Annotated in this window: 20 protein-coding genes, 2 tRNA genes and 2 rRNA genes; 13 read left to right on the plus strand and 11 right to left on the minus strand. The window is 54.1% G+C overall.

Annotated features, from left to right (window positions below; translation table 11 throughout):
- Positions 1–211: 211 nt before the first annotated feature.
- From ACQE3D_RS20340 to tyrS, 5 genes are all read right to left on the minus strand, one after another.
- Positions 212–3,105: ribosomal RNA gene (locus tag ACQE3D_RS20340) — 23S ribosomal RNA — on the minus strand.
- 292 nt (positions 3,106–3,397) lie between these two features.
- A tRNA-Ala gene (locus ACQE3D_RS20345) sits at positions 3,398–3,473 on the minus strand.
- Between the two features lie 32 nt (positions 3,474–3,505).
- Positions 3,506–3,582 (minus strand) — tRNA-Ile (locus ACQE3D_RS20350).
- Positions 3,583–3,642: 60 nt separating this feature from the next.
- Positions 3,643–5,176 (minus strand): 16S ribosomal RNA (locus tag ACQE3D_RS20355).
- The 16S and 23S rRNA genes sit together here with 2 tRNA genes alongside, the layout of an rRNA operon.
- A gap of 355 nt (positions 5,177–5,531) precedes the next feature.
- Positions 5,532–6,734 (minus strand): tyrosine--tRNA ligase, encoded by a 1,203-nt coding sequence (gene tyrS, locus ACQE3D_RS20360; RefSeq protein ID WP_313730697.1) that lies wholly within the window; start codon positions 6,732–6,734, stop codon positions 5,532–5,534.
- A 144-nt stretch (positions 6,735–6,878) separates the two neighbouring features.
- On the opposite strand from tyrS, the gene ACQE3D_RS20365 reads away from it, so the two are divergent.
- A complete protein-coding gene (locus tag ACQE3D_RS20365; protein WP_313730695.1) occupies positions 6,879–8,171 on the plus strand; it encodes a peptidoglycan DD-metalloendopeptidase family protein in 1,293 nt (430 codons plus the stop codon).
- A 4-nt stretch (positions 8,172–8,175) separates the two neighbouring features.
- Positions 8,176–9,285 carry an anhydro-N-acetylmuramic acid kinase gene (locus ACQE3D_RS20370; RefSeq protein WP_313730693.1) on the plus strand — a complete coding sequence of 370 codons (1,110 nt, stop codon included), beginning with the start codon at positions 8,176–8,178 and terminating at the stop codon, positions 9,283–9,285.
- Here ACQE3D_RS20370 and erpA read toward each other — a convergent pair.
- Complete coding sequence (erpA, locus tag ACQE3D_RS20375; protein ID WP_313730691.1) at positions 9,282–9,614, minus strand: iron-sulfur cluster insertion protein ErpA; 333 nt, start codon at positions 9,612–9,614, stop codon at positions 9,282–9,284. The two genes, ACQE3D_RS20370 and erpA, sit on opposite strands and share 4 nt — an antisense overlap.
- Before the next feature lie 126 nt (positions 9,615–9,740).
- Here erpA and sixA point away from each other — a divergent pair, with 126 nt between their 5' ends.
- From sixA to ACQE3D_RS20415, 8 genes are all read left to right on the plus strand, one after another.
- The gene (gene sixA / locus ACQE3D_RS20380; protein ID WP_064030569.1) at positions 9,741–10,223 is read left to right on the plus strand and encodes a phosphohistidine phosphatase SixA; all 483 of its coding nucleotides are present in this window, start codon (positions 9,741–9,743) and stop codon (positions 10,221–10,223) included.
- 176 nt (positions 10,224–10,399) lie between these two features.
- A complete protein-coding gene (locus ACQE3D_RS20385) occupies positions 10,400–10,918 on the plus strand; it encodes an RNA polymerase sigma factor (RefSeq protein ID WP_313730690.1) in 519 nt (172 codons plus the stop codon).
- Complete coding sequence (locus tag ACQE3D_RS20390) at positions 10,908–11,864, plus strand: FecR family protein (RefSeq protein WP_313730689.1); 957 nt, start codon at positions 10,908–10,910, stop codon at positions 11,862–11,864. Before ACQE3D_RS20385 ends, ACQE3D_RS20390 begins: the two co-directional genes overlap by 11 nt.
- 85 nt (positions 11,865–11,949) lie before the next feature.
- Complete coding sequence (locus ACQE3D_RS20395; RefSeq protein WP_313730688.1) at positions 11,950–14,373, plus strand: TonB-dependent siderophore receptor; 2,424 nt, start codon at positions 11,950–11,952, stop codon at positions 14,371–14,373.
- Positions 14,374–14,459: 86 nt separating this feature from the next.
- A complete protein-coding gene (locus ACQE3D_RS20400; protein WP_313730687.1) occupies positions 14,460–15,029 on the plus strand; it encodes an RNA polymerase sigma factor in 570 nt (189 codons plus the stop codon).
- 53 nt (positions 15,030–15,082) lie between these two features.
- A complete protein-coding gene (locus ACQE3D_RS20405; protein WP_313730686.1) occupies positions 15,083–16,060 on the plus strand; it encodes a FecR family protein in 978 nt (325 codons plus the stop codon).
- 305 nt (positions 16,061–16,365) lie between these two features.
- Positions 16,366–16,656 (plus strand): DUF1778 domain-containing protein, encoded by a 291-nt coding sequence (locus ACQE3D_RS20410; protein ID WP_313730685.1) that lies wholly within the window; start codon positions 16,366–16,368, stop codon positions 16,654–16,656.
- A complete protein-coding gene (locus tag ACQE3D_RS20415) occupies positions 16,653–17,153 on the plus strand; it encodes a GNAT family N-acetyltransferase (RefSeq protein ID WP_313730684.1) in 501 nt (166 codons plus the stop codon). The genes ACQE3D_RS20410 and ACQE3D_RS20415 overlap by 4 nt, the downstream gene beginning before the upstream one ends.
- Positions 17,154–17,308: 155 nt before the next feature.
- On the opposite strand, the gene ACQE3D_RS20420 is transcribed toward ACQE3D_RS20415, so the two are convergent.
- The 3 genes from ACQE3D_RS20420 to ACQE3D_RS20430 form a co-directional block, all read right to left on the minus strand.
- Positions 17,309–17,791, minus strand: a complete 483-nt coding sequence (locus ACQE3D_RS20420) for a hypothetical protein (protein ID WP_313729869.1) — start codon at positions 17,789–17,791, stop codon at positions 17,309–17,311.
- An 11-nt stretch (positions 17,792–17,802) separates the two neighbouring features.
- Entirely contained in the window at positions 17,803–18,573 is a 771-nt protein-coding gene (locus ACQE3D_RS20425) for a hypothetical protein (RefSeq protein ID WP_313729871.1), read from the minus strand.
- A gap of 61 nt (positions 18,574–18,634) precedes the next feature.
- Positions 18,635–19,069: an SMI1/KNR4 family protein gene (locus ACQE3D_RS20430; protein WP_313729872.1), complete on the minus strand. Its 435-nt coding sequence runs from the start codon at positions 19,067–19,069 to the stop codon at positions 18,635–18,637.
- A 560-nt stretch (positions 19,070–19,629) separates the two neighbouring features.
- Here ACQE3D_RS20430 and ACQE3D_RS20435 point away from each other — a divergent pair.
- The 3 genes from ACQE3D_RS20435 to ACQE3D_RS20445 all read left to right on the plus strand — a co-directional run bounded on the left by ACQE3D_RS20435 (position 19,630) and on the right by ACQE3D_RS20445 (position 24,786).
- Entirely contained in the window at positions 19,630–19,869 is a 240-nt protein-coding gene (locus ACQE3D_RS20435; RefSeq protein ID WP_313730681.1) for a hypothetical protein, read from the plus strand.
- Between the two features lie 783 nt (positions 19,870–20,652).
- Positions 20,653–23,190 carry a TonB-dependent siderophore receptor gene (locus tag ACQE3D_RS20440; RefSeq protein ID WP_313730680.1) on the plus strand — a complete coding sequence of 846 codons (2,538 nt, stop codon included), beginning with the start codon at positions 20,653–20,655 and terminating at the stop codon, positions 23,188–23,190.
- Between the two features lie 318 nt (positions 23,191–23,508).
- Positions 23,509–24,786, plus strand: a complete 1,278-nt coding sequence (locus ACQE3D_RS20445) for a PepSY-associated TM helix domain-containing protein (RefSeq protein WP_313730679.1) — start codon at positions 23,509–23,511, stop codon at positions 24,784–24,786.
- A 52-nt stretch (positions 24,787–24,838) separates the two neighbouring features.
- Here the strand turns inward: ACQE3D_RS20445 and ACQE3D_RS20450 are convergent, their stop codons facing one another.
- Positions 24,839–25,120, minus strand: a complete 282-nt coding sequence (locus ACQE3D_RS20450; protein WP_071156007.1) for a type II toxin-antitoxin system RelE/ParE family toxin — start codon at positions 25,118–25,120, stop codon at positions 24,839–24,841.
- Positions 25,117–25,401, minus strand: coding sequence for a type II toxin-antitoxin system Phd/YefM family antitoxin (locus ACQE3D_RS20455; protein WP_313730678.1), 285 nt, complete (start codon positions 25,399–25,401; stop codon positions 25,117–25,119). The genes ACQE3D_RS20450 and ACQE3D_RS20455 overlap by 4 nt, the downstream gene beginning before the upstream one ends.
- Positions 25,402–25,432: the final 31 nt, after the last annotated feature.

Raw genomic sequence — 25,432 nt, forward strand, 5'->3', positions numbered from 1 at the left:
AGTCGGTTGTTGACCAACTGTCATGCAACAGGTCGGTTAAGCCGTTTGGCTTAGCCTTCAGGCATTATTTAATCTAACCACAGCTTGTGCGGACATTCGCGCTTACGTGGTTTTGCCTTTGACCTGCTTTTCATGGAAATCTGTATCGAGTTCGTTCTCTTGCGTTGTTTTCAGCGATTGTCTTAGACAACCCAAACGCATTGGGTGTTATATGGTCAAGCCTCACGGGCAATTAGTACACGTTAGCTACGCCCATTACTGGACTTCCACACCGTGCCTATCAACGTTGTCGTCTCCAACGGCCCTTCAGGGGACTTAAAGTCCCAGTGAGATCTCATCTTGGGAGGGGCTTCCCGCTTAGATGCTTTCAGCGGTTATCCTGTCCGAACGTGGCTACCCAGCAATGCCCTTGGCAGGACAACTGGAACACCAGAGGTTCGTCCACTTCGGTCCTCTCGTACTAGAAGCAGCTTCCCTCAAATCTCAAACGCCCACGGCAGATAGGGACCGAACTGTCTCACGACGTTCTGAACCCAGCTCGCGTACCACTTTAAATGGCGAACAGCCATACCCTTGGGACCTGCTTCAGCCCCAGGATGTGATGAGCCGACATCGAGGTGCCAAACACCGCCGTCGATATGAACTCTTGGGCGGTATCAGCCTGTTATCCCCGGCGTACCTTTTATCCGTTGAGCGATGGCCCTTCCATACAGAACCACCGGATCACTAAGACCTACTTTCGTACCTGCTCGACTTGTCCGTCTCGCAGTCAAGCACCCTTATGCCTTTGCACTCATTGCCTGATTTCCGACCAGGCTGAGGGTACCTTCGTGCTCCTCCGTTACTCTTTGGGAGGAGACCGCCCCAGTCAAACTACCCACCAGACACTGTCCCTAATCCAGATAATGGATCGAGGTTAGAACTCCAAACATACCAGGGTGGTATTTCAAGGTTGGCTCCACAAGAACTGGCGTTCCTGCTTCAAAGCCTCCCACCTATCCTACACAAGTAGGTTCAAAGTCCAGTGTCAAGCTATAGTAAAGGTGCACGGGGTCTTTCCGTCTAGCCGCGGGTACACTGCATCTTCACAGCGATTTCAATTTCACTGAGTCCCAGGTGGAGACAGTGTGGCCATCGTTACGCCATTCGTGCAGGTCGGAACTTACCCGACAAGGAATTTCGCTACCTTAGGACCGTTATAGTTACGGCCGCCGTTTACTGGGGCTTCGATCAAGAGCTTCGCTTACGCTAACCCCATCAATTAACCTTCCAGCACCGGGCAGGCGTCACACCCTATACGTCCACTTTCGTGTTTGCAGAGTGCTATGTTTTTGCTAAACAGTCGCAGCCACCGATTTTTTGCAACCGCCTTACGCTCCATCCGCGAGGGACTTCACTTATCAACGGCATACCTTCTCCCGAAGTTACGGTATCATTTTGCCTAGTTCCTTCACCTGGGTTCTCTCAAGCGCCTTAGAATTTTCATCCCACCCACCTGTGTCGGTTTAGGGTACGGCCACTTGTAACCTGAAGCTTAGAGGTTTTTCCTGGAAGCAGGGCATCTATCACTTCGCGTTTCTTTCGAGACACTCGTCATCACGCCTCAGCATATAGCATCCCGGATTTGCCTAAGATGCCTGCCTACACGCTTAAACGGCCACTTCCAACCGACCGCTGATATAGCCTTCTCCGTCACCCCATCGCAGTTACAACTGGTACAGGAATATTAACCTGTTTTCCATCGACTACGCCTTTCGGCCTCGCCTTAGGTGCCGACTAACCCTGCGTCGATTAACGTTGCGCAGGAAACCTTGGGTTTACGGCGAGGGGGTTTTTCACCCCCTTTATCGTTACTTATGTCAGCATTCGCACTTCCGATACCTCCAGCCGACTTCTCAATCGACCTTCGCAGGCGTACGGAACGCTCCTCTACCACTCACGCAAAGCGTGAATCCGTAGCTTCGGTACATAGCTTAGCCCCGGTAAATCTTCCGCGCAGACCGACTCGACCAGTGAGCTATTACGCTTTCTTTAAAGGATGGCTGCTTCTAAGCCAACCTCCTGGCTGTCTGTGCCTTTCCACATCGTTTCCCACTGAGCTATGATTTGGGGACCTTAGCTGACGGTCTGGGCTGTTTCCCTTTTCACGACGGACCTTATCACCCGCCGTGTGTCTCCCGTGCTGACACTTGCTGGTATTCGGAGTTTGCATCGGGTTGGTAAGTCGGGATGACCCCCTAGCCGAAACAGTGCTCTACCCCCAGCAGTGATACACGAGGCGCTACCTAAATAGCTTTCGAGGAGAACCAGCTATCTCCGAGCTTGATTAGCCTTTCACTCCGATCCACAACTCATCCCCTACCTTTTCAACGGGAGTGGGTTCGGTCCTCCAGTGTGTGTTACCACACCTTCAACCTGGTCATGGATAGATCGCCCGGTTTCGGGTCTACACCTTGCGACTCAACGCCCTATTAAGACTCGGTTTCCCTACGCCTCCCCTATTCGGTTAAGCTTGCCACAAAATGTAAGTCGCTGACCCATTATACAAAAGGTACGCAGTCACCCCACGAAGGGGCTCCCACTGCTTGTACGCATACGGTTTCAGGTTCTATTTCACTCCGCTCTCCGCGGTTCTTTTCGCCTTTCCCTCACGGTACTGGTTCACTATCGGTCAGTAAGGAGTATTTAGCCTTGGAGGATGGTCCCCCCATATTCAGTCAACGTTTCACGTGCGCCGACCTACTCGATTTCACTAAAAAAAGGTTTTCGTGTACGGGGCTATCACCCTGTATCGCCGGACTTTCCAGACCGTTCCACTAACCTTATCCTAGCTTAAGGGCTAGTCCCCGTTCGCTCGCCACTACTTAGGGAATCTCGGTTGATTTCTTTTCCTCCGGGTACTTAGATGTTTCAGTTCTCCGGGTTCGCTTCAGTGAGCTATGTATTCACTCAAAGATGACGAGGTTATCCTCGCCGGGTTTCCCCATTCAGACATCGCCGGATCACAGGTTGTTTGCCACCTCCCCGACGCTTTTCGCAGGCTACCACGTCTTTCATCGCCTCTTACTGCCTAGGCATCCACCGTATGCGCTTATTCACTTGACCATATAACCCGAATACGTCTGTATTAAGGTTTTTAGTCGCTGACATGTTCGCTGATGTTGCTTGAGAACGTTTTACGGAGGTTTTGGGCCGCTTTCTTTCGAAAGCCGCTGGCTACCGCCCGCAACTCGTTTTTAAGTATTGATCGTTAGCCGATCAAGACTTAGGTTACAGATTTCCATATTGTTAAAGAGCGTATTGATACGAATATCAATGCTATCGAGCCTTGGGTTATTAACCGAAAAGCTGTATAGCGTTGATGTTGATATCTTGGCTTAAGATCGACGTCACGTGATGGTGGAGCCAGGGAGGATCGAACTCCCGACCTCCTGCGTGCAAGGCAGGCGCTCTCCCAGCTGAGCTATGGCCCCGAATAGATTCAGACTTTCGCCTTTTCGTTAGTTGGTGGGTCTGGGAGGATTTGAACCTCCGACCTCACCCTTATCAGGGGTGCGCTCTAACCAACTGAGCTACAGACCCAGGTGCGTCTTTCAATCGAAATAATTTGTTGTGAGTACGTGTGACAGTGTTCTGTCTTTGTAAGGAGGTGATCCAGCCCCAGGTTCCCCTAGGGCTACCTTGTTACGACTTCACCCCAGTCATGAATCACAAAGTGGTAAGCGCCCTCCCGAAGGTTAAACTACCTACTTCTTTTGCAACCCACTCCCATGGTGTGACGGGCGGTGTGTACAAGGCCCGGGAACGTATTCACCGCGGCATTCTGATCCGCGATTACTAGCGATTCCGACTTCATGCAGTCGAGTTGCAGACTGCAATCCGGACTAGGATCGGCTTTTTGGGATTTGCTGGCTCTCGCGAGTTTGCTGCCCTCTGTACCGACCATTGTAGCACGTGTGTAGCCCTACCCATAAGGGCCATGATGACTTGACGTCGTCCCCACCTTCCTCCGGTTTATCACCGGCAGTCTCCCTAGAGTTCCCGACTTGACTCGCTGGCAACTAAGGATAAGGGTTGCGCTCGTTACGGGACTTAACCCAACATTTCACAACACGAGCTGACGACAGCCATGCAGCACCTGTCTCTCGGTTCCCGAAGGCACCAAGTCATCTCTGACAAGTTCCGAGGATGTCAAGGGTAGGTAAGGTTCTTCGCGTTGCATCGAATTAAACCACATGCTCCACCGCTTGTGCGGGCCCCCGTCAATTCATTTGAGTTTTAGCCTTGCGGCCGTACTCCCCAGGCGGTCAACTTAATACGTTAGCTCCACTACTAAGTTCTTTAAGAACCCAACAGTTAGTTGACATCGTTTACGGCGTGGACTACCAGGGTATCTAATCCTGTTTGCTACCCACGCTTTCGTACCTCAGCGTCAGTTTGAGTCCAGAGAGCCGCCTTCGCCACTGGTGTTCCTTCAGATCTCTACGCATTTCACCGCTACACCTGAAATTCCACTCTCCTCTACTCAACTCTAGTCTTCCAGTATCAAATGCAGTTCCCAGGTTAAGCCCAGGGCTTTCACATCTGACTTAAAAAACCGCCTACGCACGCTTTACGCCCAGTAATTCCGATTAACGCTTGCACCCTCCGTATTACCGCGGCTGCTGGCACGGAGTTAGCCGGTGCTTCTTGTATAGGTAATGTCAGTCTATCGGGTATTAACCGATAGGTATTCCTTCCTATTGAAAGTGCTTTACAACCCTCAGGCCTTCTTCACACACGCGGTATTGCTGGATCAGGCTTTCGCCCATTGTCCAATATTCCCCACTGCTGCCTCCCGTAGGAGTCTGGGCCGTGTCTCAGTCCCAGTGTGGCTGATCATCCTCTCAGACCAGCTACGGATCGTCGCCTTGGTAGGCCTTTACCCCACCAACTAGCTAATCCGACATAGGCTCATCTATTAGCGCCAGGCCCGAAGGTCCCCGGCTTTCATCCGTAGATCGTATGCGGTATTAGCGTGAGTTTCCCCACGTTATCCCCCACTAATAGGCAGATTCCTATGCATTACTCACCCGTCCGCCACTCATCCGGGTGCAAGCACCCTTCAGCGTTCGACTTGCATGTGTTAAGCATACCGCCAGCGTTCAATCTGAGCCATGATCAAACTCTTCAGTTTAATAATGCTTGATACTAAATAAGATTAGTATCCAATCTTGGCTCGACTACAGAACGTCGTTTCTTGCGAATTGACGTGGATTCTCTGCGCCGATAATTTCTAACAGAAACGTATCGCCACACATACCCACACAAATTATTTCGATTCATCTTGTTAAAGAGCCAGAGCATCTCGCCCTGTTGAGCCGACATATTCTACAGAACTTTCAGAAAGTGTCAACACTTTATTTTCGAAGCCAGAAACCAACAACTTCCGAAAAACCAGCCACCACAACACTACCGCAAGCCCGACAAATCCTGCCGCTCTTCGCTACCAACTCAGTCAGTAACGAAGAGCCGCTCATTATAGCGGTTTTCTAATTCGCGTCAAGCGTTATTTCGACGCGAGCAAATTTACGCTTACCAACTTGGTAGACATGGTTGGTGTCGACCGGGATAACGGCTTTAACGTCTTCTATTTTTTCTCCATCGATTTTCACGGCGCCTTGCTTGATCAGACGCATCGCTTCCGAAGTGCTATCGACCAACCCGGCGTTTTTCAACAAATTGGCAACTGGAATCCCAGCCGCATCGACCTTCAACCCCACGGACTGGATATCATCAGGCAGCGCGCCGCGTTGAAACCGGGCTTCGAAAGCTTCCAATGCGGAGACCGCCGCCGCCGCCCCATGAAACCTTTCGACGATTTCCTGGGCCAGCGCGACTTTGTGATTACGCGGATTCTCACCGACTGCGCAGGCTTGCCGTCGTGATTCGATTTCCGCCATCGGTCGAAAACTCAATAGCTTGAAATAACGCCACATCAAATCGTCGGAAATCGACATCAACTTACCAAACATATCGTCCGACGTATCCGCTATACCGATATAGTTATTGAGCGATTTGGACATTTTCTGAACGCCGTCCAAGCCCTCCAAAATAGGCATTGTCAACACTACCTGCGGCTTTTGACCATATATTTCCTGTAACTGGCGCCCTACCAACAGGTTAAATTTTTGGTCAGTTCCTCCCAGCTCGACATCCGCCTTCATGACGACTGAATCGTAACCTTGAATCAACGGGTAGAGAAATTCATGGATAGCAATCGCTTGACCACTTTTGTAGCGCTTACTGAAGTCGTCCCGCTCCAGCATTCGAGCTACGGTATGCTTGGCCGCCAACTGGATCAACTCGGCGCTGGTCATCGCACCCATCCAGGAAGAGTTGAACTTGATTTCGGTTTTTTCGGGATCGAGAATTTTGAAAACTTGGGCTTGGTAAGTCTTGGCGTTCTCCACCACTTCTTCCCGACTTAACGGCTTCCGCGTAACGTTCTTGCCGGTAGGATCGCCGATCATCGCGGTAAAGTCGCCGATCAAGAATTGCACCTTATGCCCGATATCCTGGAACTGTTTGAGCTTGTTGATCAGTACGGTGTGACCAAGATGTAAATCCGGTGCGGTGGGGTCGAATCCAGCCTTGATCGTCAACGGCCGACCCTCTTCCAATTTTTTCAGCAAATCCGCTTCCAGCAAAATTTCGTCAGCGCCGTAACGCAGTTGAGCCAAAGTTTCCTGCAACAATTTCCCCTCCCGGTAACCTTAAAGTTTGGGGGCGCATTATATGATGCAATTGTACGTGAGGATAAAAAATGCCCGTTTATGGCAGTTAACGACGAAATTGCCTACAATGAGACGCTCGACAAACAATGAAAAGTGATTACTGTGCAGAACAGAATACTCAAGTCGGCGCTACTCGGCGTCTACACCGTTGTTGCCGCCGGCGCAAGTTACGGACTAATACCGCATAGAACCTTCGAAGATAAAAGGACGCTTGAACAAGAAGCCCTGATCTCCGCAAAAATCAATCAGTATACGAATTACGTCGAGCCGGCTCCCGAGCAACCTTTGGACGTCACGGAAGAACTTGAACATACCGTTCGATCCGGCGAAAGCTTGTCGTCTATTTTCTCCGACTTGAACTTAAGCCGCGAAGACCTGCATAAAATCGTCCATGCCAACGCCACAGGCAAACAATTCGCCGATGTTGCCCCCGGTAACGACGTGGTGGCCACCCTAAACGCCGATGGCGAACTGGAACGACTCACCTATGCAAAAACCCCCTTCGAAACGCTGATTGCGACTCGACACGACGACGAGTTCGATGTCGAACTGCTCAGCAAAAAAGTCGATTACCAACTCGCCAGCGCCAAGGCGACTATCCACGCATCATTATTTGAAGACGGCACCCGCGCCGGGCTGCCTGAGAAACTGATTTTAAAACTGGCCGACATTTTCGCCTGGGATATCGATTTCGCGCTGAACTTACGGGAGGGCGATCAATTTACCGTGGTTTACGAAAAACTCTTCGTCGACGGCAAGGAATTCGACAGCGGCGACATTCTCTCGGTCGAATTCGTCAACCAGGGCAAGGTCTATACGGCGGTACGCTTCGAGGACAACCAAGGCAACACCGGTTACTACACCCCCGAAGGCAACAGTCTGCGTAAAGCCTTCCTGCAAACGCCGATGGATTTCGCCAAAATCAGCTCGCACTTCGATTTGCACCGCAAACATCCCATCCTGAACACGATACGCGCCCACAAGGGCGTCGATTATTCGGCGGCGACCGGCACGCCGATCAAAAGCACCGGGGACGGCAAAATCATTTTCAAAGGCGGCAAGAACGGCTACGGCAATGTGGTGGAAATCGAACACGGCCAAAAATATTCAACGCTATACGCCCATCTGTCCGGCTTTAAGTCCGGTTTAAAAACCGGCGGTTCCGTGAAACAGGGCGAAGTTATCGGCTATGTCGGCAGTACCGGTTTAGCGACCGGCCCACATTTGCACTACGAATTCAGGATCAACGGTGAACACGTCAATCCTCTAACCGTCAAACTACCTCATTCCCTTCCCATGGACGCTACGGTACTCGCCAAATTCAAGGCGCAAACCCAACCCTTGCTTGCCCAACTCAAACAAGCGAAAGGCGAAGCTCAGTTCGCCCAAAATTAAGCCCATGCCCGATCTATATATCGGCTTGATCTCCGGAACCAGCGTCGACGGCATCGACGCCGCGCTGGTCGATTTCAGCGACGGCGCCATCCGTCTGATCGCGTTTCACTATCACCCCTTCGGCGAAGAACTCCGCAACGCCATTTACCGGATTAGCCAGCCCAATCAGCCGGTATACTTAAAAGAATACGGCGAACTGGACTGCAGACTCGGCATATTATTTGGGGACGCGGCAACCGCCTTGCTGGCGAAAGCCAACATAGACGCCAGTAGCGTCAACGCAATCGGCAGCCACGGCCAGACGATTTACCATGCGCCGGAACCGCCTTTCCCATTTACACTGCAAATCGGTGATCCCAATGTGATCGCGGAATGCACCGGCATCACAACCGTAGCCGATTTACGCCGCCGCGACATCGCCGCCGGCGGTCAGGGCGCACCGTTAGTACCGGCATTTCATAGCGCGGTGTTTGGCGACTCGACGCAAACGCGAGTAATCGTTAATATCGGCGGCATCGCCAACATCACAGTTTTAAACGATCAGCCGGTAATCGGTTTCGACACCGGCCCCGGCAACGGCCTGATGGACTGGTGGTGTCAGCGACACCGCCAACAAGCCTACGACGCCGGTGGCGCGTGGGCCGCGGCAGGCAAGGTTCACGTCGGTTTACTCGCCACCTTGCTAGATGATCGATATTTCCGCTTGCCGCCCCCGAAAAGTACAGGGAAGGAATACTTCTCTAGCGCTTGGCTGACCGAAAAACTCCAACCATTCGGCGACTTACCGCCACAAGACGTGCAAGCCACGCTCTGTCAATTCACCGCCGACTCGATTGCCGCCGCGATCGCCTCATGGGCAGCCGAAACCGGACAAGTGCTGGTCTGCGGCGGCGGAGCGCACAACCACCACTTGCTAGTCTTGTTGGAAAAATCGTTGAAGATTCCGGTCGAATCGACCGCGAGATTCGGCATCGACCCGAATTGTGTCGAAGCGATGGCTTTCGCTTGGCTGGCGAAACGAACCTTACAAAACCAAGCAGGGAATTTAACCAGCGTTACCGGCGCGAAAACGCCGGTAACGCTGGGCGGAATTTATCCGGGCAATAAACGTTAAGCGGAAAACGACGATCCGCAACCGCAAGTGGTCGTAGCGTTGGGGTTCCGAATGACGAATTGCGCGCCGGATAAATCTTCCTTGTAATCGATCTCGGCACCTTGCAAGTACTGAATGCTCATCGAGTCGATCAACACAGTGACGCCGTCCTTCTCGATTTGAGTATCGTCTTCGTTGATGTCCTCGTCAAACGTGAAGCCGTATTGAAACCCCGAACAACCGCCACCGGAGATATAAACCCGCAACTTGAGGTTATCGTTACCCTCTTCCTGGATTAGGCCGGCAACCTTCCGCGCGGCATTATCGGTAAACACAATCGCATCAGCCATAATTTAGACTCTTCAGTGACTACAAAATAGGTAACGGATTATGGCTATACCCAGTAATTTAGTCAAGATTACCCAATATCGCACCGCTAGCCGTTGCGCCCCTAACCTCCGGATAACTAGAGCACTATGATCATCACCTTGCTTAGACACGCCGACGCCGAGCCGCAACGTATCGGCATCGCCGACGCCGACCGCCATCTGACCGAAAAGGGCGAGAAACAAGCCAAACGCCTGGCTAGATTCTGTCTCCGCAACCGCCTATTGCCCGGCAGACTTTACGCCAGCCCGCTGGCGAGGGCCCAACAAACCGCCAAACTGCTGCAGGCGAATCTGACCGGCTGTCCTATGCCGCATACAGCGCCATGGCTAGCAGGCGACAACGACACTCACACCTTGCTTCGAGAGCTGACCATTCTCGCCGAAGATACCGACGACGTGTGGCTGGTCGGACATGAGCCGAATTACTCCGACGTTGTAGGCCAATTGCTAAGCACCTCACCCGCAAGCGTAATCGTCAAAAAAGCCTCGCTAATACGTTTGGAGATCACGTTCGCCGAACCGGCCACCGCCACGCTATTGTGGAGCATTCCGTGTTCCTTGATGCACTGACGCAAAATGACCAACAAAGCCGGACTAGTCCGAGGTCCGAGACGGCCCGAAGTTTACGGCCGACAACCGCAAACAGCTTGGCGCCCCGAATCCAGAAGTCACCTTCACTTCATGGAAAGCGGCAATAATCGGTGCGGGAATTAGCCGAACACTTTTGCAAAACAGGATACTTTGCCATGCCTAAACCGAATCGCGGCTTCGTTCAACAACTATTCACGTTATATGCCCGTGAAATCGGCGGTTTTATCCGACGGCGGATCGGTGACGAGCAAGACGTCGATGATATCGTCCAAGAGACATTCGCCCGCTTGGCAAAATATCCGGCCTGGGAACAGGTGCAAAACCCGCGCGGCTTTTTGTACCGGACGGCCGCGAACATCTCGGTGGATTACTATCGCCGCCGCCAATTGCGCAGCGATCTGACCGAAGCGGACACCGACCCCGATGGCGTGAACGACACTATGCTCGCCCCTCACCGCCACTGGGAAACAACCCAATTGCTGGAACGATTGGAACTCTGGTTACAGGAATTACCGGAACTGCAGCGCCACGCCTTCGTGCTGCACAGTATCGAAGGCTGTTCCTACGCCGAGACGGCCGCCCGCCTAGGCTTGTCGCCAAGTTGCGCCGAACGTTACGCCAAAGCGGCCATGTTGCATGTGAGCTTACGCATGAGCGACACCGATGGCTGTTGACCCCATCCCGGAAAACGTAAGGCGGCAAGCCATCGATTGGCTATTTCGGCTGCATTCCGACGCCCACGGGGCGGACGAGCGTCAAGCACTGGCCGACTGGCTGGCCGAGAGTCCCGAACACCAAAGAGCTTTCACAGTGGTCCAAAGCCAATGGCAATCGTTAAGACATCTGCGGCACTTACCGTTTCCGTCCAAAGACGCCGCGTTGCGCTTTCGCCCCCCATCACGCCGGCATTGCTGGCGCCTGTCAACCGCGGCGATGGCGCTGTTTGCTTGCGGAGTCGCAACCTTCCACCCATCGGGTTGGCTAGGCTTTACCGCCAGCTACCACACCGCCAAGGGCGAAAGAAAAACAATCGTGCTTGCGGATGACAGTCGGATCGAATTGAACACCGACAGCGAACTGTCCGTGCATTTCAATCGTTGGCGCCGCCAAGTGTATCTGACGCGTGGCGAGGCATTTTTTAAAGTGGCACACGCCGCCGACCGACCTTTCGACGTGCGTGTCGGCAATTTACATGTGCTGGATGTAGGCACGGAATTTGACGTTTACAATCAGAGCGATCGCGTGCAAATCGCGGTGTTGGAAGGACGCGTCGAGATATTGGGACAAGAGCCCCTGACGCTAGCGGCCGATCAGGCGGTTGAGCTCACCCCGGACGGTACGCTGCTTGAGAAGTCCGGCACGGCTCATGGGGCTTCCATCGACTGGCGAAGCGGACAGTTTAAATTCCGCAATCGTCGGCTAGATCAGGTTTTGCATGAAATCAGCCGCTACCACGATGTACAGTTCAATATCCTGTCCCCGGAACTCGCCGAGTTAACAGTCAGCGGCGTTTTTAACACCGACAATTTGGCCGGGCTATTGGATGCGCTCGGTACGGTACTGCCGGTCCAGGTCCAACGCATTTCGCCGCGACAAATTCTGATTCAGAGAAAAAGCTAGTCCGCCGTTTGCGATTCCCCCACGCTTGATGATTTTTCCGCGCTGATGCGTCTAGTCAATGAACCTAATTCATCGAGAGATCATCATGGCTGAAATTACAAAATGGGCTGGACTGGCAATGTTATTGGCAATCGCCCCGGCGCGCGCCGAACCGGGCAAACAGCTCTTCGACATCGCCGCTCAGCCGCTGGCGGCCGGGTTGGAGCAATTCGCCGCGCAAAGCGGCGCGCAAATGCTCTATTCGGAACCAGCAATGGCGGGCAAGTACAGTCACGCCATCAAGGGTAACTTCACGATCGGCGACGCGGCTCAACTTTTGTTACAAGGCTCGGGATTGAACGCCAGCGTTTCCAAAACCGGCACCGTCACGGTGGCCGCGTCTACGACCGAAGCCCAATCCACGACGACCTTGCCGGCCTTGAATGTGGTGGGCAAGGCCGACTACGACGCCACGGCTCCTTACAACCAAGACTACGCACTGCCGAACGCCACTGCCGGCACCAAGCTAGACACGCCGATCATGGAAACCCCGCTGAACGTGCAAGTGGTATCCAAGCAGGTGTTGAAGGATCAGCAGGTGACCACGCTAGCCCAGGCTATTAAAAATGTGAGCGGCGTGACTGCCAGTGCGACACCCACTGATAATACGACTGCGGAGACCATCACTTTACGCGGATTTAGTTCGAACACCTATTTCCGCAATGGCTTTCGTCTGCAACAGGGCTCCGGACTTCGTGAAATGGCGAATGTGGAAAACGTCGAGATTTTGAAAGGCTCGGCGGCGATATTGTATGGTTTAGTCGAGCCCGGAGGCATGGTGAACGTGGTTACCAAACAACCCTTGGCAACCCCTTATTACGCTATACAACAGCAGTTTGGTTCTTATGATTTGTTCCGCAGCACGATTGATGCGACGGGGCCGATTAGCAAAGATCACGGCCTATTGTATCGCTTGAATATGTCCTACGAGGATAGCGGGTCCTTTCGTGACTTCGTCAAGAACCAAAAAGCCTATATTGCGCCGGTGTTTAAATGGGAGATCAGCCCCAGGACCCAAATCAGTCTGGAACTGGAATACAGCCACGACGACTTGGGCGTCGATTATCAAATGAACCCGGTCTATAACGGCCAATTGCTGCGAATTCCGCGTAGCCGGAATTACGGCGAACTCTCCACCGGTAAATACCAGCATTATTTCGGTGGCTTAAACTGGTCGCATAAATTCAACGACGATTGGTCGATCAAGCAACAAATTGCCGTTAGTCAGCAAAAAGACAATCAACCGGGCGTATTTCCCTTTACGCCTGCACTGGCGGATGACCAAATCAGTATCCCGCGCTTTCTGCTGGCGCCGATTTACGAGAACAATAGCTATTCTACGGCGTTGGATTTGACCGGGCATTTTTCAACGGCGGGCGTAAAACATACCTTGCTGATCGGTGGCGATTACTACCGGACTGACCGTCACGTTGACCAAAATCAATCGGGAAATTTTTCGCTGATTGACATCTTCAATCCCCAGCATTGCGGCAACCGCTGTGGTCTTTCGTTTGGCCCGACAGCTCATGTTACCTACCGGCAAAACACCGATCAATACGGCCTGTATCTGCAAGATCAGATGCAATTGCCATACAATCTGCACTTCACCGGCGGATTTCGCTATCAATATATCCACCAGCAAGGTGTCACTCAGAGCTTTGGTTCATCGCCCGTCGATGATCCTACGTTGCAAGCCGATGCGTTGACCCCGCGCGTCGGTTTGTTGTGGCAAGCGCGAGACTGGCTAAGCATTTACAGCAATTACACCGAAAGTTTTGGTGCCAATATCGGCAAGGTCTATCCCAACCAGCCAGTACCACCTTCGAGTGCGGAGCAATGGGAAGTGGGGGCGAAAACCGAGTTTTTTAGGGGCCGCTTACGCGCCACCCTGGCTTACTATGACCTAACCAAAACCAATGTGGCTACCGATGACAATCTGCGGCCCAATCAAGGTTTCTCCGTGGTGGCTGGCGCGGTGCGCAGCCGCGGCCCCGAGTTGGATATTCAAGGCGAAATCCTGCCGGGCTGGAACGTGATAGCGACTTATGCCAATACCGATGTGGTGACCACCAAAACCTTCAATGCCTACCCCGCCCAGGGTGATCGTTATTACGGCGTGCCAAGAAATACCGCCAGCTTTTGGAATACCTACGAATTCAAAAACGGTGAATGGCAAGGATTGAAAGTCGGTGGCGGCATCACCTTGCGCGACAATCAGGCGACTAACGACCCATCGGGTGCCAATATGGAAGTGCCTGGCTACGAAACCGTGGATTTGATGGCCGCCTACAGCCGCAACATCGGCAAATCCAAAATCTGCGTGCAATTCAACGTCAACAATCTCCTGGACAAATATTACTACACCTACATTCAACCTTATCGGATACCATCCAGCGTGGGTTACGACACCAGTTACGTCGCGTTCGGCACACCTCGAACTTTTATGGGGTCCATCAAAATCGAATATTGAACTCATTGGGCCACGGGCGGCTAACCGGGCATTACGGATGCGCGTCATTCGCCGGACCATGGCGCGACGATAATTTGCGGTGTACCATGCGCGAGAATTCACGCATTCACTCGACGCAATCACCCCAACGCATGAACGACTTGGCAAGGCACAGGGTTCAGTGCCTAATCGAAACCCACCAGAAGGATTTGCAGGCCATGTTGCGGCGACGCCTGGATTGTCCGCAGGACGCCGCCGATGTGGCCCAGGAAGCCTATCGGCGCCTGCTGAAGATCATCCCCGCTCAAGACATTCAAAGCCCCAAGGCCCTGCTGTTTCATATCGCCGGCCAATTAGCCGTCAACGTGCTGAACCGCCGGGCTTGGCACGACGCCAAACACGATGGCGACGCGGCGCTCGAAGAGCAAACCAGCCGGGACCACAATCCCGAACAACAATTAAGCCTGTCGCAAACTCAAGCCGTGATCCGCGCCGCGATCGACTCGATGCCGCCGCGCCGGCGTGAAGCCTTCGTTCTGCATCGCTTTCACAATCTCACCTACCCGCAAATCGCCGACACCCTCGGTATTTCGGTGGCGATGGTGGAAAAGCACGTCAGCGCCGGCCTGCTGACTTGCCGGCAGCACCTGCACGATGCCGGCTTGCTGGAGCCGTGACATGAATCGCCACCCCCTTTTAGCGACACGCGACGGCTCGACGGCGACCGGCGATGTCTGACCATCCCAACACGCCATCGCCGGCCGAAGCCGCCAGCGCTTGGTTTGCCCGGCTGCGTTCGCCGGACTGCGGCGCGGCGGACCGGCTCGAATTCGAGCGCTGGCTGGCCGCCGACCCGCGCCACCGCCACGAATATCAAACGTTGGAGTCGCTGTGGCAAGCGATGAGTCCGTTGCAGTCGGTCTATGCCGGTCCGTTAAGCGGTAAACCAACTCGCCGCGCGATCGCCAAGCGTTTTTATCCTGTCGGTATCGCCGCCGCGCTGCTGTTGGCGGTTGGCCTGCTGTGGCGGAACCCGTATTTCGGCGAACACTATCAACACTACCATACCGACATCGGCGAACGGCTCGGCGTGACCTTGGCCGACGGCAGTTTGCTGGAATTGAACACCGCGACCGACGTCACGGTTCGATACGACAAAGACCGGCGCGAGTTGGCACTCGAACGCGGCGAACTGTTCGCGCAAGTCGCCCACCAACCCTGGCGACCTTTCGTGGTCAAGGCCGCCGGCGGCGAAACCCGCGACATCGGCACCCAATTCGCGGTCTATCGCGGTCCGGCATCCACCACGGTCAGCGTGTTCGAAGGCGAAGTGGAAGTCCGCTCCGGCGCGGATGCCCAAGCTCTCGCCACCACCTCGCTGCGCGGCGGCGAGCAACTGGCCTACAACGCGTCCGGCCGTCAATCCGCGCCGATCGCCATCGACATCGAAGCCCGCCAAGCCTGGCGGCGCGGCGAAATCATCTGGCGCGACCAAAGCTTGGCCCAGGTCACCGCTGAAATCGAGCGCTACCATCCGGTCCGCATCCAACTGGCCTCGCCCGGACTGGCAAGCCAACGCATCAGCGGCGTGTTCAAGGCCGACGACCTGAACGGCATCGTCTCCGCCATCGCCGCATTGCTGGACGCCGAGGCGCGCCGGCCATCGCCGGACGTCGTGGTATTTGCCGAAAACCGGCAACGCTTGTAACCGCTTAACGCAAAGCGCAATTTTGCCTTTCGGCGAAATTCAATTTTCGCGATCGCAATTTCAGAGGCGGACGTCGAATCGGCAGTGGTGTTCGCGCTGCTTTATTTAAAGCAGAGTTGGATGGCAAAATAATGGCATGGCCTGGTTTCAGCGAAGGTTGGATAATGCGGTTTATCAGCGATAAGAAGGGCCGTTCGTCACCGACGAACATCCGGCGTTTTCAGACCTCGTGAATCCACTTTGGATATAATTGTCACGACAACGTCTGGCGGCTATACTGCTCTCCTCTGTGTATAGGAGGCATTATGGCTATTCAATCGACTCGCACCACCAAACTTGACCTGCGATTATCGCCCGAAGCCAAGCAGACCTTGAGCGCGGCAGCCCAGGCAGCCCATTGCTCGGTCAGTCAGTTTGTATTGGCGAGTGCCTTGGCACGCGCCGCCGAAACGCTTACCGAGCGACAACGCTTTGAACTCAATGCCGAGCAATGGGAAAAATTTATGTCCGCGCTCGATGCGCCGCCACAACTTGTACCCCAGATTCAACGCTTGTTTCGCGAGCCGAGCCCCTTTGATCTGCCGACGACCGAATGACGGGGTTTCGGATTGAGAAGCTACGGCGCGATCATCCCGTTGATCGCTTTACCTGTGGGCACGAGGAGCTTGACCGCTTTCTGATTCGCCATGCCCTCGGCAACCAGCAAGCCAACGCTTCGCAAACATATGTCGGTCTACATGACCAGGACGTCATTGGCTTCTACAGCCTGGTTGTGGGCGAAGTCGCTTTTAACGATGCGCCGGAGCGCTTGACCAAAGGCTTAGCCCGTCACCCTGTGCCGGTCATGTTGTTAGCGCGGCTGGCCGTGAGCACCGCCTGGCAAGGCCGCAAGATTGGTTCAGGCCTGTTAAAAGACGCGATGCTACGCACGTTGCAGGCTGCCGACATTGGCGGTATTCGTGCTTTTGCGGTTCACGCCAAGGACGCCCCCGCAAAACGGTTCTACGAGCGGTTTGGTTTTGCCCCATCACCGACAGATTCATTGCACCTCTACCGTCTCATCAAGGATTTGCGCCGTTCTCTCGAACAGTAACAACGCATTCCGATTAAAACCGCCCGTCGTTCCGATCGCAAAGCCGCCACGGGTTACAATTCAAACCCCGCCAGATTTTGAATGTCTGTGATCGGCCATAACTAGACAATCAGCACATGCATGGCAATGGCAAATGTATGCTTTAAAGCCGCCATTTAATCCACATCAGGGGTTAGATGTAGTGGAACCAATTTGAGGCTATAGCCAATCCCCTTACATCCTTCAAAAAAATCTGATCTAAATTTTTGCGCATCAAATCCGCCAAGTTTCTTTTGCTTTCCAATCAATACAGATGTGGAATCAAAGATAAGTTGTAATGCGTAGGAAACTACGTCTGGTACTTCAAGTAAAACAACAAAATCAGGTCTGACGCTGTAGTGCCCAACGTTGAAGCTGTCGGGCAAGTCAATACCCGTGAGTTTTGAACGTCCAGAAACCCTCTTTTGATACCTGAAAGGATACGGTGGTCGACGATCTGCATGGCTGGCATTTAGCTCAAAGTCGATCCAAAGATGCTCAATATCACCACCATATTCTTGGGAAAGATATTTACTGATCTCATTAAACGGCCCCCGAATGCTGTCACATATCGTCATTGTTTGCTGATCACAAACATTGGCAGTGATCGAAACATGCATATGTTTATGCCTTAGGAGAATTTTGCCGCATACTCACGACATAGAGTAATTTGCGAACCAAGGCTGATCCACCCTGAATAAAAACGGGAGTCATGTGGATCACTTGGGCGCACATCGATAGAGCCAACAATGCTAATGCGTTTATTTGCTTCCTTGAAGCGGACAGTCTGATACCAACTAATGTCCTGTTCGTTATTCCAATTTCCATGTGTCTTAATCAGCCACCTTCTCAGTTCAAAAAACGCCAGAGATGGCGGCTCTGTTTCTAAGTAGTCGAGGCTTGCAATAAGATTTTTGCCATACTCAGGGTTGGTATTATCTGCTTTTAGCACAAGCGCCGCCGTGTAACGCCCGTCGTCGAGAAGAACTGATAAGCAGTCCCCTGCCTTGAAAGGAGCCTTCCGGACAACCAATCGTGGCAGTGCTGAAGGTTTTGACTTAGGTACAGCAATCTTGGCGAAGAACTTGTTAAGCGCCTCCTTTCTTTTTGCCAGAGCTTTGGAATCCTCGCCCCAACGCCCAAGGCCGTTTCCCAACTGTAAATCTTTACGCACTCTTTGAAGGATGCGATTTTCGAGGCTTCCGTAAGTCCATTGGACGTGAGCGAGCGCGAGCCAAAACAACGGAGCATCATCTTCGTCATTTTCAAGTTCTGAGAAATGTGAAAGTGCAGAATCAGTCGCGATGGCGACGGATTCACCAGCTTTGATGCGATCCTTTACGAATCCAACAACATCCGAAACCGTATCATCTTGTAGTATTCCAACGCCCCAAGCACCCATCTTTATGCCTTATTCAGTTACCTTGCTCAGCCGAGTATTGACGGTCAAGTTGACGCGCTGATTAGGCATCTTGATCGTCACGGAGTCCAACCCTTTCTATGAATTCTTCAATGCTGCGCGATACGCGACAAGCACTATCTAGTCCTGCTATGCAATCGACCATAACAATAGGCCAAGGTTTGGGGCGCCCCATATCGAAGGCGATGGATTCTAGCCCACCGTTGCTACCGAAGAAGAATAAGTCTGGGTATTCCTTGCGGTAGTTGTCGTCTCGCCACAATTGGATTGCAAAGGCGACGTCAAACAACTGAAACCAGAGTGGCTCAAGAGCCAACTCGCCTTCACCACCGTTTGAGTAGCGGAGGAGCTCTATGTACTCAACTGGTAGTTCGAACGGGAGAGCACTGTTGAGTTCGACGATGTGTGACAGCGATGCGCCATCAACTTTTCGCCACTCACGGCCAGGTTCAGACAGTAATTCAGCTACAGGGCGCACGGATGTCTACGTAGAGCTACGTTTCATGATTAGCATATGATTTCCCTCTCCGTATATCATCAGTGATAAGTAATAATGGCCGGTAATGGTCAAGTTGCTGCCATTGAATCAGATGGAGCGATAGTCTGCAACGGGTCGATCTCGCTCATTGCGCCGACGCCTTTGCTCCGTCGGAGCGCCAACGCTATCCACCAAAACTTCGACGAACCTTACCGGCACCGTAACTTGTCGATCGCGGCGCTTGGCAAGGAGAGCGTCGGCGCGACGGACCCGGAGCTACATTGTTGCCGAGACGGAAGATTGCCCGCCGATCTGGCGGGTTCTTGCTCGATCCTTCGCGGTTCGGGCGAATCGAAGCTGTCCAGGGTCTTTATCACTCGACGAGTTGCCATTACAACACCGAACAATCCATTGCGGACACGGACCGATGTTCGATAAACACCCACCATCCTCCGTTGAACATCGAGCGACGCCTGATCAACAGGCAAGCTTCTGATGCAAACACCGAGGGCAGCGTGTTTAACACCGGCGCCCCGCAACTCGACACCGGACATCCTCCGATGAACAGGCGACGATCTCGACTAAACACCGAGCCGCCGCTGATTGACAGGCAGCCGTCTCTGCCGAACAGCGACGCGTGTCCGATCAACAGCGGCGGTTGGCCGCTAATCGGCAACGCTTGCGTGGTAAACAAGCGGCGCTGGCTGTTCATATTAAAAGGCTGCGTGTTCAGCGTGAAGGTCTGCCTGTTCGGCAAGCAAGCCTGGATGTTTCTGTGGCGATACCGCGTGTTGAGGTAAGAACGCTGCCGGTATCAACGGCAACCTAGCCTGTCGCGACGACACCGCTGCCGGTCGAACGCGGACACCTGACTGTTCAAACCGCACCGCAACGGGTTTCGACGGGAACGATGCGATTTTTCGGCGGCACCGGCAATGAAGGTCATGCGAGCCCGGAATTATTTCCCCATCAAGACGGTGTCGTAAAAGTCGAAACAGAACCCTCGCGGGAGAGAGGCTTTTATGACACCCTCATCAAGCGGGTGTAAATGCGGCTGGCCCGGCTGCCGCTGGTTTTCGGCTTGCCGAAAACTCAAACCCAAAGTCCCGAATTTTTGCATCGATTGCTTCAGTGAATTAGCCAGCCCGCGTAGCTCCGATTCGCGGCAGCGTAATCGGAGGAATTGTTGGCTTCGAGATGTGCGATTGCGCAAGCTAATCGCACCTAAATTTTGAGTAAGTATTCAACGCGAAGTAAAAACGCCTTCTCCCAACGGAGCAGGGGAATGAACACCTCAACATCAGCTACGCCGCTCGCTGAGCGGAGTCGAAGCGAAATCGCTGGCTTCGGCTCCGCTCAGCCAACGCCTTATTTCTACTCCGGTTAGCCAAACCGTTACAATTTTGAATGACAGCGTATTGCCTTATCCCCGTCTCCGCAAATTTCATCTCATGTGATTGCAAAGGGTCGTCGGCATCCGATGCAATTTTTTTCACGCTTATAGGTAGGGTACACAGCCTCTTCGTTTGGCTTAGTGCGCATAGGGATCGAAAACAGTGTCCCGGTCTACAAGGAGAGCGTCCATGCCGAACCACCACCGCTTATCAAACCATCAGCCATCCGCTCGCGGCAAGTCCAAAATAATTCGCTGGGCGCTGGCGGCGGCGCTGGCCGGCTTGCAGTTGGCTAGCGCCCAGGCGGTGGAAGCCGATGTGGATTTGCACATGCCGGCGCAACCCTTGGCGGCGGCCTTGGAAGCTTATTCGCGCGCTACCGGCCTGCAACTGATCTTCCGCCCGGAAAGCGTGGCCGGCCTGAGCAGCCCGGCCATCGACGGCCGCTATAGCCGAGCGGACGCCCTCCGGCATTTGCTGACAGGCACCGCCTTGAACGTGCAAACGGTTGACGACCATACCTTGGCAATCAAGCCTAGCCAGCAAAATCCGGACAATATCGAGAAGCCCGACGCGGCGGCCACCTTGCCGGCCGTCAAGGTGGTCGGCCAAGCCGCCTACGATACCACCGATCCCTACAATCCGGATTACGCACTGCCGAACGCCAGTTCCGGCACCAAAACCGATACGCCGATCATGGAAACGCCACTGAACGTGCAGGTGATTTCCAAGCAAGTCTTGAAGGACCAGCAAGTGATACGCCTCGATCAGGCCTTGAAGAACATCAGCGGCGTCAGCGTCGCCAACGGCAACAACAATTCAGCCGGCCCCAGCAACGCCGAGCAATACACGCTGCGCGGCTTCGCAACCAGCACCTTATTCCGCAACGGTTTTCGGATGGATGCGGGCAGCACCTGGTACGGCAACGGTCAACAAATGGCCAACGTGGAAAGCGTGGAAGTCCTGAAAGGGCCGGCCGCAATTCTGTTCGGCAGGGTCGAGCCCGGCGGGATGATCAACGTCATCACCAAAAAACCCAGAGCCACGCCCTACTACGCGATCAACCAGCAGTTCGGCTCCTACGATTTGTTTCGCACCAGTGTCGATGCGACCGGCGCGATCAACCCCGACGCGAGTTTGCTGTACCGGGTCAATGCCTCGTTTCAAAGCAATCATTCCTACCGCGATCTGGTCGAAAGCGACGATAAATTCATCGCGCCGGTCATCCAGTGGCAAATCGGCGCCAAAACCCAAGCGACCCTGGAAATGGAGTATCAGCATAAGCGGGCCAGCGAGGATTTCATGATTTTGCCGACCGACGGCAACAACCGGTTTATCGACTTACCCCACCAGCGCAACCTCGGCGAAAAAAACCTGGCCACGACCGACGGCTACTTCGCCGGCTTCAACTGGACGCATCAGTTCAACGAAGATTGGAGCATCAAGCATCAAGTCAACTTCCGGCGCCGCGAGGTGCGGCAAGGCCCCAGCACCTTGCCGATTTTCTTGGCGGGCAACACCTTGAGCCGGGTGGTTTACGGAATCAATCCGGAAACCAACGACACCTTGGCCAATATTCTGGACCTGACCGGCCATTTCACGACCGGTGCGTTGAAACACACCTTGCTGGTTGGCGGCGACCACTACGCCACCGATTATTTTCAGGACCTGACCTTCGGCGGCATCGGTTTCACGCTGTCCGATATCGACATCAACCGGCCCGCCCACCCCGGTCCGGGCTTGGTATTAGACCCCAGCTTGCGCCAGCTTTTCGCCCAAAAAACCGACAATTTCGGTGCCTATCTTCAGGACCAAATCGAGCTTCCGCACAACATTCACCTGCTGGGCGGATTTCGCTACCAATATGTGCATTCGAAAATATTTCGCGGCGGCGCGGACGGCGTACTACTGCCGGACGCATTCGGCCTGCCGCAAACCGACGACGATGTGACCCCTCGCGTCGCGGTACTGTGGCAACCCGCCGCATCGCTCAGCGTCTACGGCAATTACGTCGAGAATTTCGGCGCCAATACCGGGCGATTTTCGTTTGTGGAAGGCGCAGCCTTCGGCAAGGCCTTGGCGCCGGAAACCGCCCAACAATGGGAGTTGGGCGCCAAATCCGAGCTGTTCGACGGCCGGCTGCTCCTGTCCTTGGCCTATTACGATTTGACCAAACAAAACGTCGCCACACTGGACGTCGCCCGCGGCGCGGCTTGCGGCAACAATTTTTGTTATTTGTCGGTCGGCGAAGTCAATAGCAGCGGACCGGAGCTGGACATACAAGGCGAAATTCTGCCCGGCTGGAACGCGATCCTGACCTACGCCCACCAAGACGTGCGCGTTACCAAAAGCTCGGACACCTCCGGCCAGATCAAAGTCGGCAACCGCTTGCAGTTTGTGCCGGAAAATACCGCCAGCGCCTGGACTACCTACGAAATCCAACAGGGGCCGGCCAAGGGCTTGAAATTCGGCGGCGGCGTAAGCTTGCGCGATTATGTCGTGAATGCCAATAACCAAACCCGCTCGGTCGGCAATACCTTGGTCGGCCTGATGACCGGCTACAGCTTCAAAGTGGGCAAATCGAAAGTGACGGCGCAACTGAACGTCGACAACTTGCTGGACCAACGCTATTTCACCGACGCATCGCCGGTGACCGACTCCGGTTACGGCTATGTCAGCTTCAGCAACCCGCGCAGTTTCATCGGCTCGCTCAACGTCGAGTATTGACGGCCCTCGTTGCCGATTTTCCCGGCCGTGTTTATGACGGGTTTTCCGTTCGGCTGCGCTGGGGAGAGCGCTGTCTAAGGATTAGCGGGGTTTTTCGAGGCGAAGCAGCTTTGTTGAGCATGAAAAGTCGTAGCGCAAATTACGGACACACGCGTATTGGAAGGGCTTTCGATCGCGGCTGAAGCCGCTGCCGGGCCCATCTGTTCCTGCTTCGAGACAATGACCGTTAAGTCGCTAGACGCGACAATTCGCAAATTTCTGTCTGGAATTAACGCCGAGATTCGTCTTATGGATTAAACGACCTTTAACAAACTTTATATGACGCGACACTTCTGGGTTTTGGTACACCGTTACGCCGGCTTGTACATGGCTTTCTTTTTGAGCGTGGCCGGTCTGACCGGTTGCGTGCTGGCCTTTTACCACGAATTGGACGACTGGCTGAATTCGGATCTGTATCGGGTGGAAGTCCGTGACCAGGCGATGCTGGACGGTTTTGCGCTGCGCGACCAAGCCTTGGCGCTGGAACCGCATGCGTACATCAACCAACTGATGTTAAGCCGGGAATCCAACCGGGTTTTCGAAGCGGGGTTGACGCCGCGCACCGATCCGGCCACCGGCAAACCCTACGAACTGGCTTATCAAAGCCTGCGCTTGCATCCCTACACCGGCGAACTGCTCGGTTACGGCAAGGACGAAGGCTTATGGCCGCTGACCCGCCGCAACATCCTGCGGGTGATCTACAGCTTGCACTATTCGTTGGCCTTGGACGAAGTCGGCGTGTGGTTGTTCGGCATCGCCGCGCTGATCTGGACCGTCGATTGCTTTGTCGCGTGTTACCTGACCTTTCCGGTGCGGCGTAAATCCCCTCACCCTAACCCTCTCCCTGAAGGAGAGGGAACAACTTCGCGCGGCTTTTGGTCGCGTTGGGCGATTGCGTGGAAAATCAAATGGCCGGCCTCGGCCTTTCGGTTGAATTTCGACTTGCACCGGGCCGGCGGTTTGTGGACCTGGCTGATGCTGTTCGTGTTCGCCTGGTCGTCGGTCGGCTTCAATTTGAGCGAAACCGTCTACCAACCGGTGATGGCCGCGCTGTTCGATATGCCGGACTTACGGCAATTTCCGGTCCCGAATCTGCCGGAACCGCGCCCGGAACCGCGCATAGCCTGGCGTGAGGCCCACACGATCGGCCGGCGTTTGATGGACGAACAAGCCCAAGCGGCGCACGTGCGGGTGTTGGCGGAAGAAACGCTGGCCTATCAACCGGAGAAGGGCATGTATTTGTACGTGGTAAAAAGCGACCGCGACATCAGCCCTGACCACGCCGGCACCGCGATCTGGTTCGACGGCGACAGCGGCCGGTTTGGCGGTCTACTGTTACCGACCGGCGAAAACCTCGGCTTGACCCTGAGCATGTGGTTGTTTGCGTTGCACATGGCAAAAGTCTGGGGACTGCCGTTCCAAATCTTCGTTTGCGCAATGGGCTTGGTGGTCGCGATGCTATCGGTCACCGGCGTCTATATCTGGCTGAAAAAGCGGAGCGCTCTGCGGTCGTCCAAAGCCAGACAAGCCAACATCGCCGGGCGTGTCGATGCTTAAGTGTTTCGCCGTCTCCATCGAAGAAACTACCGAGCGAATGCAGCCAGGGAGTTTAGAGCTTAAGCACGCGATGCCCTTCGAATACAGTCAATACCGATATGCCGTCGTCTTCGACGCGATAGACGATTCGATAGTGCTCGACAAACACTTCTCGAATATCGGCTTGGCCCAGCTCCGGCACAATCCGGCCAATCAATGCCGAGTGAGCGGCATCTCGGGCACGCTTTCGGAGTTTGTCCACCCACTGCTTGGCGTTTTGGGGATTGTTACGCGCGATATACCAGTAGATCTCGGCCAGATCGTCCGTGGATCGATCGCTCCAGCGCAACTTCACAAGTTGGCAATTTTATGTTCCAGAACTTCCGCCAGTTGCTCGTCCTCTATGACCCGTCCCGCCTGAATGTCATCCAAACCTTGCCTCACGGCGGAGACAAATCGGGCTTGGCTATTAAGCCGGTCGAATTCGCTAGGCGACAGTACCACGGCGGCCGGCTTGCCGTTCTGGGTAATGACGATGGAACGGTTACTGGAATTAATGCTTTTAATCAACGCGGAAGCCTGCGTCTTGAACTGCCCCAGCGGCAATATATCTTCGGAAACTTGTATGGTTGACATAACGATAAACGCTCGAAACGGATCGAAATTA

Source organism: Methylomonas sp. MS20, assembly GCF_050275925.1.
Taxonomy (GTDB): Bacteria; Pseudomonadota; Gammaproteobacteria; order Methylococcales; family Methylomonadaceae; genus Methylomonas; species Methylomonas koyamae_A.